Raw genomic sequence first — 12,691 nt, 5'->3', positions numbered from 1 at the left:
AGGAAAAGGGGTTAGAAATGTCATCAAACATCGCAAAACGTGTTCCTGCAAATGCTCGCCAGCACATCACCGCTGGCCCCTACTCTCCTGTCATGGAGATCGTCGCACAACGCATTGCGGTCATTTCCGGCCAGGTCTCGGTGGATCCCCACGGTGAAGTCATAGGCGATACGGTCGTAGAGCAAACAGCCGCTACACTTGAAAACTGCAAGCGGCAGCTAGCCACTGCCGGCTATGGTATGGAAGACGTTTTCAAAGTGAATGTATACTTGGCCGACCTTGCGGACTGGGATGCGTTCAACTCGGTGTATCGGGATGCCATGCCCAGCCCTCTCCCGGTTCGTACCGCTATCCAATGCGGCTTGCTTGAGGGCTTTCGCGTCGAGGTGGAAATGTGGGCAGCCAAATGAACGGATCGACCGCAATATCCGACATGTCGCTTGAATGTGTGTTCTGTGGCGCTACTCGGCCGGCGGACTTGCGGCCATTATGCACAAACTGCGGCGGCACGCTGAAGCTGAACCGTCCGGATGCGCCCGATCTGGGGAAAAATGCGGTGACACTGGGGGAAGGTGATACGCCGCTGCTGCCGTTGAGGCGGTTGTTCCCGGACCTGGACGTGCACGGCAAGGCAGAGTGGCTGAACCCGACCGGTTCCTTCAAGGATCGTGGCGCCGCATTCGCGGTTTCGATCGCCCGCGCCATCGGCGCCAGGGGCATTGTCTGCGCGTCGACCGGCAACAACGCCGGCGCGGTCAGCGCCTACGCGGCGCGCGCGGGGCTTCCCTGTATCGTTGTACTGCCTTTGGGGACCGCGGCAGGAAAGCTCCTCCAGGTGCGGACCCACGGTGCGTTCCTTGTTCAGGTGGAAGGCAGTTTCTCGGATGCACAGCAGGTGGCGGTGCGCGTCAACCGGAGCAACCCGGCCTGGGCCAATCTGACTTCCACTTTCATCAATCCCTATATGACCTCGGCCTACGACCGGATCGCCAAGGAGATCGTCGATCATATGGGACAGGCACCCGGCAGTGTTTTCGTTCCGATCGGCGCCGGGCCGATGCTGGAAGGCGTGTATGAAGGCTTTAGCGGGATGCTTTCTGAAGGAAAGATCAGCAAGATGCCTGCAATGGTGGGCGTGCAGGCCGAGGGATGCGCGCCGATCGCCCGAGCCTTTGCCGAAGACCGGCAGGAGGTCGAGGAATGGTCCGAACCCGCCAGGACGATTGCCGGTTCGATCAACGATCCGCTGCGCGGCTATGCGTCGGACGGGACCCGAACCCTCAGGAGAATACGCGCGACCGGGGGACTGGCCTGGGCGGTCAGCGACGAGGCCATCCTGTCGGCGATAAAGGAGCTGGGCCGGGTTGAAGGAATAGGCTGCGAACCCGGCTCGGCCAGCACCGTCGCGGCGCTGCGTGAACTCGAATCGAAGAAATCGCTTTTGCCTCCGGGACCGTATGTGCTCATCCTGACCGCGCATATCCTCAAGGATGCCGGCGGCATGACCGAGACCGGGTACGACCGCGCTCTGACGATTGACGTCGATCCATCGGACCGGGACCTGGCAGGGATGCTGGAAACGGTCTCGAACGCATTCAGGCACTGACACCATGCAAATACACCCGCATATTCATCTTGCTTTCAGTGGCGCCTCCGGTATTGGCCTCACCGACGATCTGGACTGCAATGCCTATTTGATGCATGTCGGCGAGGGTTTTGCCCTGTTTGATTCCGGAGCCGGGCGCGCGCCGGATGCGTTCCGGCGCGTTCTGGACAAGTGCGGCATCGCTCCGCGCGACGTGAAATGGCTGTTTCTGACCCATGGCCACGCCGATCACGCGGGCGGAGCGGCGTGGCTTCGCGACGAATTCGACGTCGAGGTTTTCGCCGGCGAGGAGACGGCGCGGATGGTCGGATCTGGGGATGAGGCCGCCATCAGTCTTGATCGCGCTCGAAATGCCGGCGTCTATCCAGCGGACTATCGCTTCCACAAGTGTCCGGTCGACAGGATTGTGCAAGACCGGCACGTCTTGCCGTTGGGATGGGCGCAAATCACGCCGATCGCAACGCCCGGACATTCGCATGACCACTTCTCGTTCCTGGTCGAGATCGGCGGCGAAAACGCGCTTATCTCCGGAGACGCGGTGTTCTGCGACGGCTGCGTTGCGCTTCAGGACGTTTACGATTGCAACGTATCGCAGGTGTGCGACTCGATACGCAAGTTAGCACAATACGAATTCGATCTTCTTCTCCCGGGCCATTTGCGTTTTGCGTTGAAAGGCGGACGCGGGCACCTTGAACCGGCGCTTGACGCCATCGCAAACCTGCGCTGTCCGCGTTCGATTGTCTGACACTCGACTTCATGAGGTGAATGCCAATGTTTTCCGGAAAGGTGGCTCTCGTGACCGGCGGCGCGTCAGGCCAGGGCCTGGAAGCCTGCACGCTGTTTGCTCAAAAGGGCGCCAAGGTTGTGATTGCGGACGTCGACGGTGAGAAAGGCGAGGCGCTGGCGCAATCCATCGGCGCCTTCGCATGCACGGTTGATATCTCTTCCGAAGCCTCGGTCGTCGAGATGATGGAACAGGTCAGGGCCCGGTTTGGCCGGCTCGATATTCTATTCAACAACGCCGGCATTGGTTTCAGCGCGAACAGCCGGTACAAAATGGCCAGTGTCGTCGATACGCCCGAAGAGGCCTGGGATGGCATATTAGCCATCAACCTCAAGGGGCCGGGCCTTGTTTGCAGGCATGCCATTCCGCTGATGGTCGAAAGCGGCGGCGGCTCGATCATCAACAATTCATCGATCAACGGAATTGTCGGCGTCAGCGGCGCCGACGCATATACTGCGTCAAAGGGTGGGCTGATAGCACTGACCCGCGCCCTTGCAGTCGATTGGGCGAGATCCGGTATCCGGGTCAATTGCATTTGTCCGGGTCCGATCGATACGCCCATGATTGCCGGTGCGATGCGGCAAGAAGGCTTCAGCGCACATTTTGAAAGCATGATTCCGCTCGGGCGCATAGGGTTGGCGCGGGAAGTCGCCAATGTTGCGGTGTTCCTTGCGTCCGACGAAGCCAGCTATCTGACCGGTGCGATCATCCCGGTTGACGGTGGCATGAGCGCTCGTTGAAGGGTGAGGCGTACGCAAACGCCTCCGCATGACATTGCCACGGCGATCGCGCAAATGCCGTGCTCAGCACAAGCACCGGCATGGATTACTTGCTTGCGCCCGACGTGACCCCTTCGACAAAAAAGCGGCCCGCGAAAGCGAAAAGCGCGACGACCGGCACGGCTGTCATGACGGCCGCTGCCGATAACAGACCCCAGTCTATGGAGTATTGCGAGACCAGCCCCTCGAGCCCGATCGTCAGGGTTTTCAGGTCGTCGTCGATAAGAAACACCGAGGCAAACAGAAATTCGGTCCAACAGAAGACAAATGTGTAAGTGCCGGTGACAATGATGCCCGGCGCGGTCAGCGGTACGATCATCTTCCACAGGATCTGCAGATCGTTGGCCCCGTCAATGGCGGCAGCCTCCTCGATGCCCTCGGGGATCGAATTGAAGAACCCGCGCATCAGCCAGACGCTGAACGGCACCGCGAACGTGACGTTGATTATGATCAGGCTGGCCAGGGTGTTGAGTACGCCGGCGAGGGCGAACAGCCTGAACAAAGGCGCAAGCAGCAAGATACCGGGAAAGACATAGACGACGATCAGCAGAATATAGATAGTGCGGCGGCCGCGATAGCGTGTGCGGTAGACGCTGTAGGCGGCCAGCAAGGCCAGCGGGACAGCGATCAGCGTACTCGCCAGCGCGACAATCAGCGAATTGCTCAGAAAGAGCAGGAAATTGGCCTGTGTGGGCAGTCTGCGATAATTATCGAGCGTAAACGCCTCCGCTGAGAACAGGATATCCGGTTGGATGAGCACCGATGTCGGCTGGAAGGAAGACATCACCATCCAGATGAATGGCGCGCCGATAATCGCCAAAAGCACGATGGTCAGTCCGTAGCGTATCGTCAAACCAACTCGATGTGCCGACATGCTCACAACACCTCCTGCTCTGACGCGCCCCGTGGCACGAATTTGATGAACAGGACCGCAAAGACAAGCAGGAACAGTGCCAATAGCATGCTCATCGCCGCCGCTTCGCCGAGCGAGAACTGCTGGAACGCGCGCTCATAGATCGCCACCGGCATGGTCTTTGTGGCGGCCAGCGGTCCGCCCTTGGTGGTCAGCCAGATAATGTCAAAAACGTTGATTGACCAAAGTGTGCCAAGCAAGCCGACGACATAAAGGACAGGTTGGATGAACGGCAGCGTTACCTTGGTGAAAAGCTGCCAGTTGTTCGCCCCTTCCACCCTGGCCGCCTCATAATACTCGGGCGCAACGCGCGTCAGGGCAGCGAGAATAAGAAGCGTCATCAGCGGGAACCAGCGCCAGGCATTCACCCAGGTGACGGTGGCAAAGGCGTAATCGGGATCACCCAGAAAGTCGATCGGCTCGGCGATGATATTGATCGAGAGCAGGATGTGATTGACCACACCGAAGTCGGCGTTGAGCATCCAGCGCCACAGAAATGCGGTCACGATGGTTGGCACCACCCAGGAGGCCATGATCCAGGTGCGGGCGATGTGTTGGCCCCTGATTTTCTGGTGGAGGAGCATCGCTGCACCCGCGGCCATCAGTGTCTGCAGGACAGCGCCGCCGAACGCCCACGCCAGGCTCAGCGGAAATGGTCCGGACATGGTGCCGTCGCGGAGCACGGTGATATAATTGGCAAGGCCCACGAAGCGCGGCACGCCGCCGATCGTATTGGCGTTCGTCAGGCTGATCCAGATGCAATAGGCCAGAGGCATCGCCAGGGTAAAGCCAAGCCAGATCAGCAGCGGCGCGATGAACAGTCGTCCAATACCGGCGCGTACCGGCAATTCGGCCGGCTCCCGGGAGCCGGCCGTTACCTCTGCCGAATTCGGCTGCGTTGCGGCGAGGTCGCCTGTCGTCATTGAGACAGTGCGCTTTCCATCTGCTTCTGGCCCCAGGCGGCGGCTCTTTCAGCGCTCTCGTCCCCGACGACAAGCTGCTGCACAACCTGGCTCATGATGTTGGATGCCATGATCGGCCCGATGGCGTCCTGAACCGTGCCGGTGTTGAAGCCGGGCAGCACGCCGTATCCCGACTGCTCGATCATCAGGTCGACACACTCGGAATAGGGCTGCAGAACCTCGTCATTACGCCATTCATCGGTGAAGCCGGTCTCCGTCAAGGGCAGGAAAAGGCCAGGCTCGGCCAGCAGGAACGGCGCATAGTTCTCAGGTTCCAGAACGAAGCGAAGAAACGCCTCGGCACCGGCGCGTCGATTCGGATCGTCGGTCATGATCATGGCGCCGTTGGAATAGTAGATCGAGGCGCGACCGCCGTCCGAGGACATAGGCACCGGCGCACAGCCCAGATCGGAAGCCGGCCGTCCTGACGCTGTTTCGAAGGTGGCAAGATACTGACCCTTCTCAATTGCCATGGCGACCGACCCGGCGTTAAGCGCATCTTGCGGTTCAGCCCAGGTCCAGGAGGCAATGCCGCGTGGCGACAACTGGGCGAGTTGCTTGTAGAACTCAAGCGTCTCGACGTTTTCGGGGGTGTTGAACGTCACACTTCCGTCCTCGCCGAAAATCTCCGCGCCGTTATTGGTTGCCATGAACGAATAGAGCACCTGGTCTGTCGCCAGGCTCCGCGAGGCCGGTACGCCGATACCGTGAACGTCGTCACCGCCGACCGCCTTGGCCGCCTCGATCAGTTCTTCCCAGGTCGCGGGTGGGTTTTCGGGGTCAAGGCCGGCAGCCTCGAACATATCCTTGCGATACCACAGGACCTGGATCATGCCGTAGAGCGGTACGGCCCAAACTTCGCCGTCGTCCGTGTAGGGAACAACGGCCTGATCAATGAAATCATGCGCGGCATTCAGCTCGTCGACGAAATCGGTTACGGGCTGGACGACGCCGGTGTCGCGCATGGTGATGGTGAAGTCGGGAATCGTGAACTGGATGTCTGGCTGAATACCCGCGGCCACCGCCGGCGGCAGCTTCTGGTAGATACTGCCCCAACTCTGGACCTGCTGGATAACCTCAAATTGGTCCTGAGAGGCGTTAAAAGCGTCTATGACCGCCTGAAATTGCTCGATCCTCGGCTGAACTTGTTCCTGGTGCCAAACGGTGACCTGGATGCGGTCCTGGGCGACCGCGGCACCAGCCATGGCACCGGCGGCAAGAAAGGCAGCGCTCGCTGCAAGCGAAAGTGAAATAACCCGTAAAGACATCAAGTTCCTCCTCAGTATCGGGGTGTTGCGGATTGGCCGGCGACGGTGCGTTCAGCAACGGTTCCGGCAATGTGCTGGGGCTCCTCCTGCTCCCAGCGCCGGATTTCCGCGGGCTTTGCCTTGCCCGCGGTCCGCCCCTCGTATCCTGATGATGGTTAGATCAATCGGGCAAAATATGCAAGCTTTATCGATTGACTAGAGGTTTTTTTCCGATAAATTCCCTTTTTATATCCATTTTTTGTGGGCATTGGGGTGTGTCTGACAGCCAAGACCAGCCCCGCCTTCAGCAGCCACTACGAGATACATTCATGGCCAAAGTGCAGCTCAATCAGGTTGTCAAATCATATGCCAAGGGTCAGCTCGCGGTGCGCGGCATCGATCTTTCGATCGCCGACCGCGAATTCGTTGTGCTGGTCGGTCCGTCCGGCTGCGGCAAATCGACAACACTGCGCATGATCGCAGGGCTTGAGGAAGTGACCTCGGGAACGATCGACATCGGCGATCAGGTGGTCAACAACTTGCAGGCACGCCAGCGCGACATTTCCATGGTGTTTCAAAACTACGCGCTTTATCCGCACCTGACAGTGTTCGAGAATATGGCCTTTGGCCTGCGGCTGAGGAAAACGCCGAGCGACGAGGTCAAAAAGCGCGTTCATGAGGTGGCGCGCATACTCGATCTTGAGCCTTATCTGGAGAGGAAGCCGAAGCAGCTTTCAGGCGGGCAACGCCAGCGCGTCGCCATGGGCAGGGCAATCGTGCGACATCCCAGCGCCTATCTTTTCGATGAACCGTTGTCGAACCTTGATGCCGAACTGCGCATGCAGATGCGAGGCGAGATCAAGCGCATCCATCAGACCGTCAATACCACAACCATATATGTCACCCACGATCAGGTCGAAGCAATGACGCTTGCCGATCGGGTTGTGGTCATGAAGGACGGGCGTATCGAACAGGTCGCGGCGCCACAGGAAATCCACCGTAATCCGGCGTCGCGCTTCGTTGCCGGCTTTATCGGTAGCCCTGGCATGAATTTCCTTGATGTCCATATCGTTGACGATGGCGGACTGGCGGTTCAGCTTCCCGATAAACAGCGCTTGCCGGTCCCCGATCCGCTGGCGGACCGTTTCGGTCCGCACAAGGGCCAGCAGGTCACCTTCGGCGTGCGCCCCGAGCATCTGGCGCCGCCCGGGGAGTTTCGAAGAGGCAATTCGGTGCCGATAACGGCCGATGTCACTCTGATAGAGCCGCTGGGTACCGAAACCTTATTGCATTTCAACATCGCCGGCCATGAGGTGATCGCGCGCGCTGTCGTCGATGCGTTGCCGCGATCCGGTGACGCGATAACGCTTGCGCTTGCGCTCGAAAATGCCCGCCTTTTCGATACTCGCACCGGGAAGGCGTTGTGAACACTACGGATTCACAGCCTGGTGACTTCTGCCCGGCCGATTTGGCGCCTGGAGCGCGTGATTTCGCCAGATGCATGTCCGGATACCGGAAGACACGGAGCCATACATGACCGAAGCTGACCGGGGGTCCGGGTTTCATGATCTTGTGATCTGTGGCGGCACGGTGGTGGATGGCACGCGCGGCGCATCATTCAAAGCCGATGTCGCCGTCGATGGCGACCGCATCGCTGCCATCGGCACCATCGAACCCGAGCGTGCGGCCGCTGTCATCGACGCGAGCGGATTGATTGTAGCGCCGGGCTTCATCGACAGCCACACCCATGACGACGGCTATGTGCTGATTGACCCGGACATGACCGCCAAGGTCAGCCAGGGCGTTACCTCGGTGGTGATCGGCAATTGCGGTATTTCGCTTGCGCCGGCCTTTGGCCGGCCGCTGGTTCCGCCGATGAATCTTCTGGGGACGGAGGAACTGTTCCGCTTTCGCTCCTTCGCCGACTATCTGGACACGTTGCGCAGCCGGCCACCGGCTGTAAACACGATTCCGCTGGTCGGGCTGACGACGCTGCGCCAATGCGTGATGGAGGTACTCGACCGTGCTGCGACGGCCACTGAGATCAAGGCCATGGCTGAACTGTTCAACGAAGCCATTGCCGCCGGCGCCGTCGGCTTTTCGAGTGGCCTGTTCTATCCCAACGCCGCCGCTGCCACACCTCAGGAAGTGGTGGACGTCGCCGCCAGTGCGGCGGGCCGGAATTTTGTCTATGCGACGCATCTTCGCGACGAGAGCGACTTTATCATCGCGGCACTCAATGAGGCGTTCGATATTGGCCGGCGGCTAGGGGCAAGGGTGGTTATTTCTCATCACAAGCTGATCGGCGTGCAGAACTTTGGCCGGTCGGCGGAAACGCTGGCGCTGATCCATGGCCGCCGCATCGAGCAGCCCGTGGGTCTCGACGCCTACCCCTACACAGCAGGCTCGTCCGTGCTTGACCCCAAGACGGTCGCCAATACCGAACGCGTTGTCGTCAGTTGGTCTGAACCTCATCCCGAGTATGCCGGGCGCGATCTTGACGATATTGCCAACGAACTGGGCAAATCGGTCGAGGCGGCGGTCGAATATCTGTCGCCTGCGGGTGGCATTTTCTTCATGATGGCCGAGGAGGATGTGCGCCGAATCCTCGCCTATGAAGGCACAATGATCGGCTCTGACGGACTGCCCAACGACAAGCATCCGCATCCGCGGCTGTGGGGAACCTTCCCGCGTGTACTGGGCCACTATAGCCGCGATCTGGGCCTGATTGAACTGACCGATGCAGTGCATCGCATGACGGGTCTGACGGCGCGCTCTTTCGGTCTCACCGACCGTGGTTTGATTCGTGTGGGCTGCAAAGCGGATCTCACATTGTTCGACAGAGAAGAGATTGCTGACGTTGCCGATTGGAACAAGCCGACTGCCGTCGCGCGCGGCATCGCCATGGTGCTGGTCAACGGTGTCACGGTCTGGCGCGACGGCGCGCACACGGGGGCACACCCCGGCCAGGTGATTGCCCGCACCACCGACTGAATGCGGCGCATGCCGTGATGCCGCTGCGGTGACGTGCTCCTTTAGCTCTGCAGCACGATCGTCTTGAGGACGGTCATTGCTTCCATCGTGTGACGGCCTCCGAGCCGGCCAAGCCCGCTCTTGGTGCCGGCGCCGCCGCCAAAGGGGATGTGCAACTCCCAATAGGTGGACCCCTCGTTGACATTGACGATGCCGGCGCGAATTTTCTTTCCGAACTCAAGTGCCCGGCCGATGTCGCGGGTAAAGACCGAGGCGGTCAGCCCGTATTCATTTCCCAGCGCCAGTTCGAGCGCTTCGCTGTCGCTTGAAAAGGTCAGGATTGGCGCCACCGGCCCAAATGTTTCCTCCAGATTGATGCGCATATCCGGCTTCACGCCGACCAGCACCGTCGGTTCGTAGAACAGGTTGCTGCCGAGATCGGGGCGCGTCTTTCCACCAAATACCAGTGTGGCGCCGCCGGCGAGGGCTTCCTCGACATGCTCGCGCGTTTTCTGCGCTACCTTGGGATTGTTCAACGGCCCCACGGTCGTGTCGGCATTGAACGGATCGCCCAGTTTCTGATCGGCAGCGATGGCCGCGACCTTCCCAGCGAAGGCCTCCGCAACGTTCTCGTGCACCAAAATGCGTTCGGACGCGGAACAGACCTGACCGGCGTTGAGGAACGATCCGCCCGCGGCGGCCTGTGCGGCGCGGTCCAGATCGGCATCCTCGAACACGATCACGGGCCCATTGCCTCCCATCTCCAACAGCATCGGCTTGCCGGCGCCGCGTCCGGCAATTATCTGGCCAGTCGCCGAACTGCCGGTGAAGCCGATGCCGTCGGTATCCGGATTGGAGGCGATTTCGTCGCCGACAACCGGTCCCTCACCGACAACAAGATTGACGACGCCCGCGGGAAGGCCCGCATTGGCAATGGCGTCCATGAGTTCTACCGCGCATAACGCCGTCGTTGGCGCGGGGCTCCAGACCACCGTATTGCCGGTGGCGATCGCCGGAGCGAGATACTCAACCGGAATGTTGATCGGGAAATTCCAGGGCGTGATGACAGCGAAGACGCCACGCGGCTGCCGGATCGTCAAGGCCAGCTTGGCAGGGTCCTCGGTCGGAATGGTCTCGCCGCCCAATTGTCTGATCTCCTCGGCAGCCAGCCGAAAACCGGCTGCCGCCGCATCGACCTCGCCCATCGCTTCTGCAAGGGGCTTTCCCTGTTCGAGGCTCAAGATGTTGGTTAGCCGTTCAGCATGCTCGTTGATCCTGGCGGCGATTTTCATGCACATCTCGGCGCGCGCCCAGGGCGGTGTTTCGCCCCATGCCGGTTGTGCGGCGCGCGCTGCGGTGATCGCTTGCCGGGCGATGGCCCGGTCGCTGAGCGGCACGGTGCCGATGATTTTTCCGGTCGCCGGCGCCAGTGCGTCCATAGTCTCGTTTGCGGGACACCATTCGCCGGCAATGAAATTGCGGCCATCGCGCGGCTGTGCATCGATTGGCATGGCTTGCCTCCTGTCGGAGTGGTGAAGGTCGGTATCGCATAAGTCAAAGGATTGACCTTGGCTGTTCCATAGCCGAATAGTATATGCTAATCAAGATCAGGGTTGACCTGCAGGGTCGATTGAATACGGCAGGATGGAAACTGACGATGTCGGACGATCGCGTTTTCTTCTTGCGGACATGCGGGAGCGGTGATGCGTAACGTGACGATGGCCGATCTGGCGCGGCTTGCCAATGTTTCACCGTCGGCGATCTCGCTCGCGCTGCGCAACAGTCCCAAGATTTCCAGGGAAACGCGCGAGCGTATTGTCGCATTAGCCGCCGAGCATGGTTACTTCTATAACCGTCAGGCCGCGGATCTTCGCAAGCAGACTTCCCGAACCGTGGCCGTGTGCCTGCATACGATCACCAATCCCGTCTTCTCGTCTGTCTTGACCGCCATCGAGCGGTTTTTCTGGACGCAGGGCTGGATGGTCATGTTCGGCGATTGCGAGAACGACATTGAGAAGCAGTCGGCCATCATTGCACGGTCGATCGAGAACAATGTGGCGGGTTTGGTCGTCAGCCCTGCCTCCGGGACCCGAACCGAGGATCTGGAACCCTTCGCCCGCCGTGCGCCGATTGTATTGGCCGCGCGCGAGATTGACACCGATGTGATCGACCGGATCCGCATTGATTACGGCCGTGGTGTCGAATTGGCCGTGGCACATTTGGCCGAGTTGGGGCACCGTGCGATTGGCTGGATTGGCGGTGGTGCGGATACCGCGACCGCACGTATGGGTTTCGCCAGCTACAGGGCGGCGCTCAAGTGCCGTGGAATTATCGACCGCGAAAGCTGGCACATGCTCTGTCCGCCCGATCGCGCGGGCGGCCATGCGGCCATGAACAGTCTGCTGCAACGGGCGCAAGAGGTGACTGCTGTCATGTGCTTTAGCGACCAGTTGGCGATCGGCGCCATGACGGCGCTGCGGGAACGGGGTCTGGTGCCAGGCCATGACATCTCCATTGTCGGCTTCGATGACACCGAAGAAGCGCGCTATACCTACCCGCCGCTTACCACAGTACGCGTTGACCTGCCGCTTCTCGGCGAATCTGCAGGCCGTCTTTTGCTGAACCGCATCAATGAGTTTGATCTTGGCCGGCAGGAGCTGCATATTCCCGCGCAGCTCGTTGTCCGGGCGACGTCCGGGCCCGTGGGAGCTGGCCGCGCTGCTGAGCGACCGGCGTGATTGCCGTTCAATCACCCTCCTTTGCCGCCGTTGTCCCGGTGTTCCATGCCTGACCTGTTCGTAGGTGTCGATGCGGGTTCGTCCGTGTGCAAGGCCGCTGTCTTTGCCGCCGATGGCACCCAGGTCGCGCTTGCCAGCCGTCCGACGCCACTCAGCCGGCCCGGGCCAGGATGGGTCGAGGCCGATCCCGAGCGCTGTGTGGCGGCCTTGTTCGAGGTGTTGTCCGATGTCGTCGCGCGAAGTTCGGCTGCCGGCACGATCCGCGGCCTCGGACTTGCCGGCGCCATGGTTGGCGCCTGGCTGGTCGATGCGCAAGGACAGGCGGTTCGGCCGGGCATCAATTGGGAGGATAGCCGCAGCCAGGGCCTGATCGATGCGCTGATCTCAAAGAGCCCGGGTTTTCTCAACGAAGTGTTTTCCACCTCCGGGTCGGTGCTGCAGCAGGGTTGCACGCTGCCGGTTCTGGCCTGGCTCAAGCGCAACGAGCCCGCCGCTCTGGCACGCACCGCGCATGTGCTGTCCTATAAAGACTTTCTGCGGCTTCAGCTTACCGGCCGCGCCATAAGCGAGCCAAGCGAAGCCTGCATGCTGCCGGGCGACGCGCGGGTGCGGACGCGATCAGAGAATATGCTGTCGCTCAGATAAGGCAGATATGTGACACCCCGCGCGCCTGGCGGCACGGACGCCAC

General features: G+C 60.6%; 12 protein-coding genes. 8 read left to right on the top strand and 4 right to left on the bottom strand.

Going from position 1 to position 12,691, the window contains the following annotated elements:
• Positions 1-17: 17 nt before the first annotated feature.
• The 4 genes from AC5E6N_RS02950 to AC5E6N_RS02935 all read left to right on the top strand — a co-directional run bounded on the left by AC5E6N_RS02950 (position 18) and on the right by AC5E6N_RS02935 (position 3,130).
• Positions 18-410, top strand: coding sequence for a RidA family protein (locus tag AC5E6N_RS02950; RefSeq protein WP_491746413.1), 393 nt, complete (start codon positions 18-20; stop codon positions 408-410).
• A 146-nt stretch (positions 411-556) separates the two neighbouring features.
• Positions 557-1,606 (top strand): threonine synthase, encoded by a 1,050-nt coding sequence (gene thrC / locus AC5E6N_RS02945; RefSeq protein ID WP_491746412.1) that lies wholly within the window; start codon positions 557-559, stop codon positions 1,604-1,606.
• 4 nt (positions 1,607-1,610) lie between these two features.
• Positions 1,611-2,351: an MBL fold metallo-hydrolase gene (locus AC5E6N_RS02940; protein ID WP_491746411.1), complete on the top strand. Its 741-nt coding sequence runs from the start codon at positions 1,611-1,613 to the stop codon at positions 2,349-2,351.
• 26 nt (positions 2,352-2,377) lie between these two features.
• A complete protein-coding gene (locus AC5E6N_RS02935; protein WP_491746410.1) occupies positions 2,378-3,130 on the top strand; it encodes an SDR family NAD(P)-dependent oxidoreductase in 753 nt (250 codons plus the stop codon).
• 85 nt (positions 3,131-3,215) lie between these two features.
• Here the strand turns inward: AC5E6N_RS02935 and AC5E6N_RS02930 are convergent, their stop codons facing one another.
• Genes AC5E6N_RS02930 through AC5E6N_RS02920 form a run of 3 tightly spaced genes read right to left on the bottom strand, consistent with a single transcriptional unit; the run spans position 3,216 to position 6,312 of the window.
• Positions 3,216-4,043, bottom strand: coding sequence for a carbohydrate ABC transporter permease (locus AC5E6N_RS02930; protein ID WP_491690451.1), 828 nt, complete (start codon positions 4,041-4,043; stop codon positions 3,216-3,218).
• Between the two features lie 2 nt (positions 4,044-4,045).
• Positions 4,046-5,005 carry a carbohydrate ABC transporter permease gene (locus tag AC5E6N_RS02925; protein ID WP_491746409.1) on the bottom strand — a complete coding sequence of 320 codons (960 nt, stop codon included), beginning with the start codon at positions 5,003-5,005 and terminating at the stop codon, positions 4,046-4,048.
• Positions 5,002-6,312: an ABC transporter substrate-binding protein gene (locus AC5E6N_RS02920; RefSeq protein WP_491746408.1), complete on the bottom strand. Its 1,311-nt coding sequence runs from the start codon at positions 6,310-6,312 to the stop codon at positions 5,002-5,004. Before AC5E6N_RS02920 ends, AC5E6N_RS02925 begins: the two co-directional genes overlap by 4 nt.
• Before the next feature lie 308 nt (positions 6,313-6,620).
• Here AC5E6N_RS02920 and AC5E6N_RS02915 point away from each other — a divergent pair, with 308 nt between their 5' ends.
• Both AC5E6N_RS02915 and AC5E6N_RS02910 read left to right on the top strand, forming a co-directional pair.
• Complete coding sequence (locus AC5E6N_RS02915; RefSeq protein WP_491746407.1) at positions 6,621-7,718, top strand: ABC transporter ATP-binding protein; 1,098 nt, start codon at positions 6,621-6,623, stop codon at positions 7,716-7,718.
• 106 nt (positions 7,719-7,824) lie between these two features.
• Complete coding sequence (locus AC5E6N_RS02910; protein ID WP_491746406.1) at positions 7,825-9,285, top strand: N-acyl-D-amino-acid deacylase family protein; 1,461 nt, start codon at positions 7,825-7,827, stop codon at positions 9,283-9,285.
• Between the two features lie 41 nt (positions 9,286-9,326).
• Here AC5E6N_RS02910 and AC5E6N_RS02905 read toward each other — a convergent pair whose 3' ends face one another.
• Positions 9,327-10,775 (bottom strand): aldehyde dehydrogenase family protein, encoded by a 1,449-nt coding sequence (locus AC5E6N_RS02905; protein ID WP_491746405.1) that lies wholly within the window; start codon positions 10,773-10,775, stop codon positions 9,327-9,329.
• Positions 10,776-10,967: 192 nt separating this feature from the next.
• Between AC5E6N_RS02905 and AC5E6N_RS02900 the strand changes: the two genes are divergently transcribed.
• Together AC5E6N_RS02900 and AC5E6N_RS02895 are read left to right on the top strand one after the other, a co-directional pair.
• Positions 10,968-12,002: a LacI family DNA-binding transcriptional regulator gene (locus AC5E6N_RS02900; RefSeq protein ID WP_491746404.1), complete on the top strand. Its 1,035-nt coding sequence runs from the start codon at positions 10,968-10,970 to the stop codon at positions 12,000-12,002.
• 45 nt (positions 12,003-12,047) lie between these two features.
• Positions 12,048-12,647, top strand: coding sequence for an FGGY family carbohydrate kinase (locus tag AC5E6N_RS02895; RefSeq protein ID WP_491746403.1), 600 nt, complete (start codon positions 12,048-12,050; stop codon positions 12,645-12,647).
• Positions 12,648-12,691: the final 44 nt, after the last annotated feature.

It is taken from the genome of Hoeflea sp., from assembly GCF_984452065.1.
This window is presented reverse-complemented; position numbering and strand designations above follow the sequence as displayed.

What these genes read in the sequence shown, in the direction of transcription:
- AC5E6N_RS02950 (WP_491746413.1), top strand. Translation starts at nt 18, where the DNA reads ATGTCATCAAACATCGCAAAACGTGTTCCTGCAAATGCTCGCCAGCAC.
- AC5E6N_RS02940 (WP_491746411.1), top strand. Translation starts at nt 1,611, where the DNA reads ATGCAAATACACCCGCATATTCATCTTGCTTTCAGTGGCGCCTCCGGT.
- AC5E6N_RS02935 (WP_491746410.1), top strand. Translation starts at nt 2,378, where the DNA reads ATGTTTTCCGGAAAGGTGGCTCTCGTGACCGGCGGCGCGTCAGGCCAG.
- AC5E6N_RS02930 (WP_491690451.1), bottom strand. Translation starts at nt 4,043, where the DNA reads ATGTCGGCACATCGAGTTGGTTTGACGATACGCTACGGACTGACCATC.
- AC5E6N_RS02925 (WP_491746409.1), bottom strand. Translation starts at nt 5,005, where the DNA reads ATGACGACAGGCGACCTCGCCGCAACGCAGCCGAATTCGGCAGAGGTA.
- AC5E6N_RS02920 (WP_491746408.1), bottom strand. Translation starts at nt 6,312, where the DNA reads ATGTCTTTACGGGTTATTTCACTTTCGCTTGCAGCGAGCGCTGCCTTT.
- AC5E6N_RS02915 (WP_491746407.1), top strand. Translation starts at nt 6,621, where the DNA reads ATGGCCAAAGTGCAGCTCAATCAGGTTGTCAAATCATATGCCAAGGGT.
- AC5E6N_RS02910 (WP_491746406.1), top strand. Translation starts at nt 7,825, where the DNA reads ATGACCGAAGCTGACCGGGGGTCCGGGTTTCATGATCTTGTGATCTGT.
- AC5E6N_RS02905 (WP_491746405.1), bottom strand. Translation starts at nt 10,775, where the DNA reads ATGCCAATCGATGCACAGCCGCGCGATGGCCGCAATTTCATTGCCGGC.
- AC5E6N_RS02900 (WP_491746404.1), top strand. Translation starts at nt 10,968, where the DNA reads ATGCGTAACGTGACGATGGCCGATCTGGCGCGGCTTGCCAATGTTTCA.
- AC5E6N_RS02895 (WP_491746403.1), top strand. Translation starts at nt 12,048, where the DNA reads ATGCCTGACCTGTTCGTAGGTGTCGATGCGGGTTCGTCCGTGTGCAAG.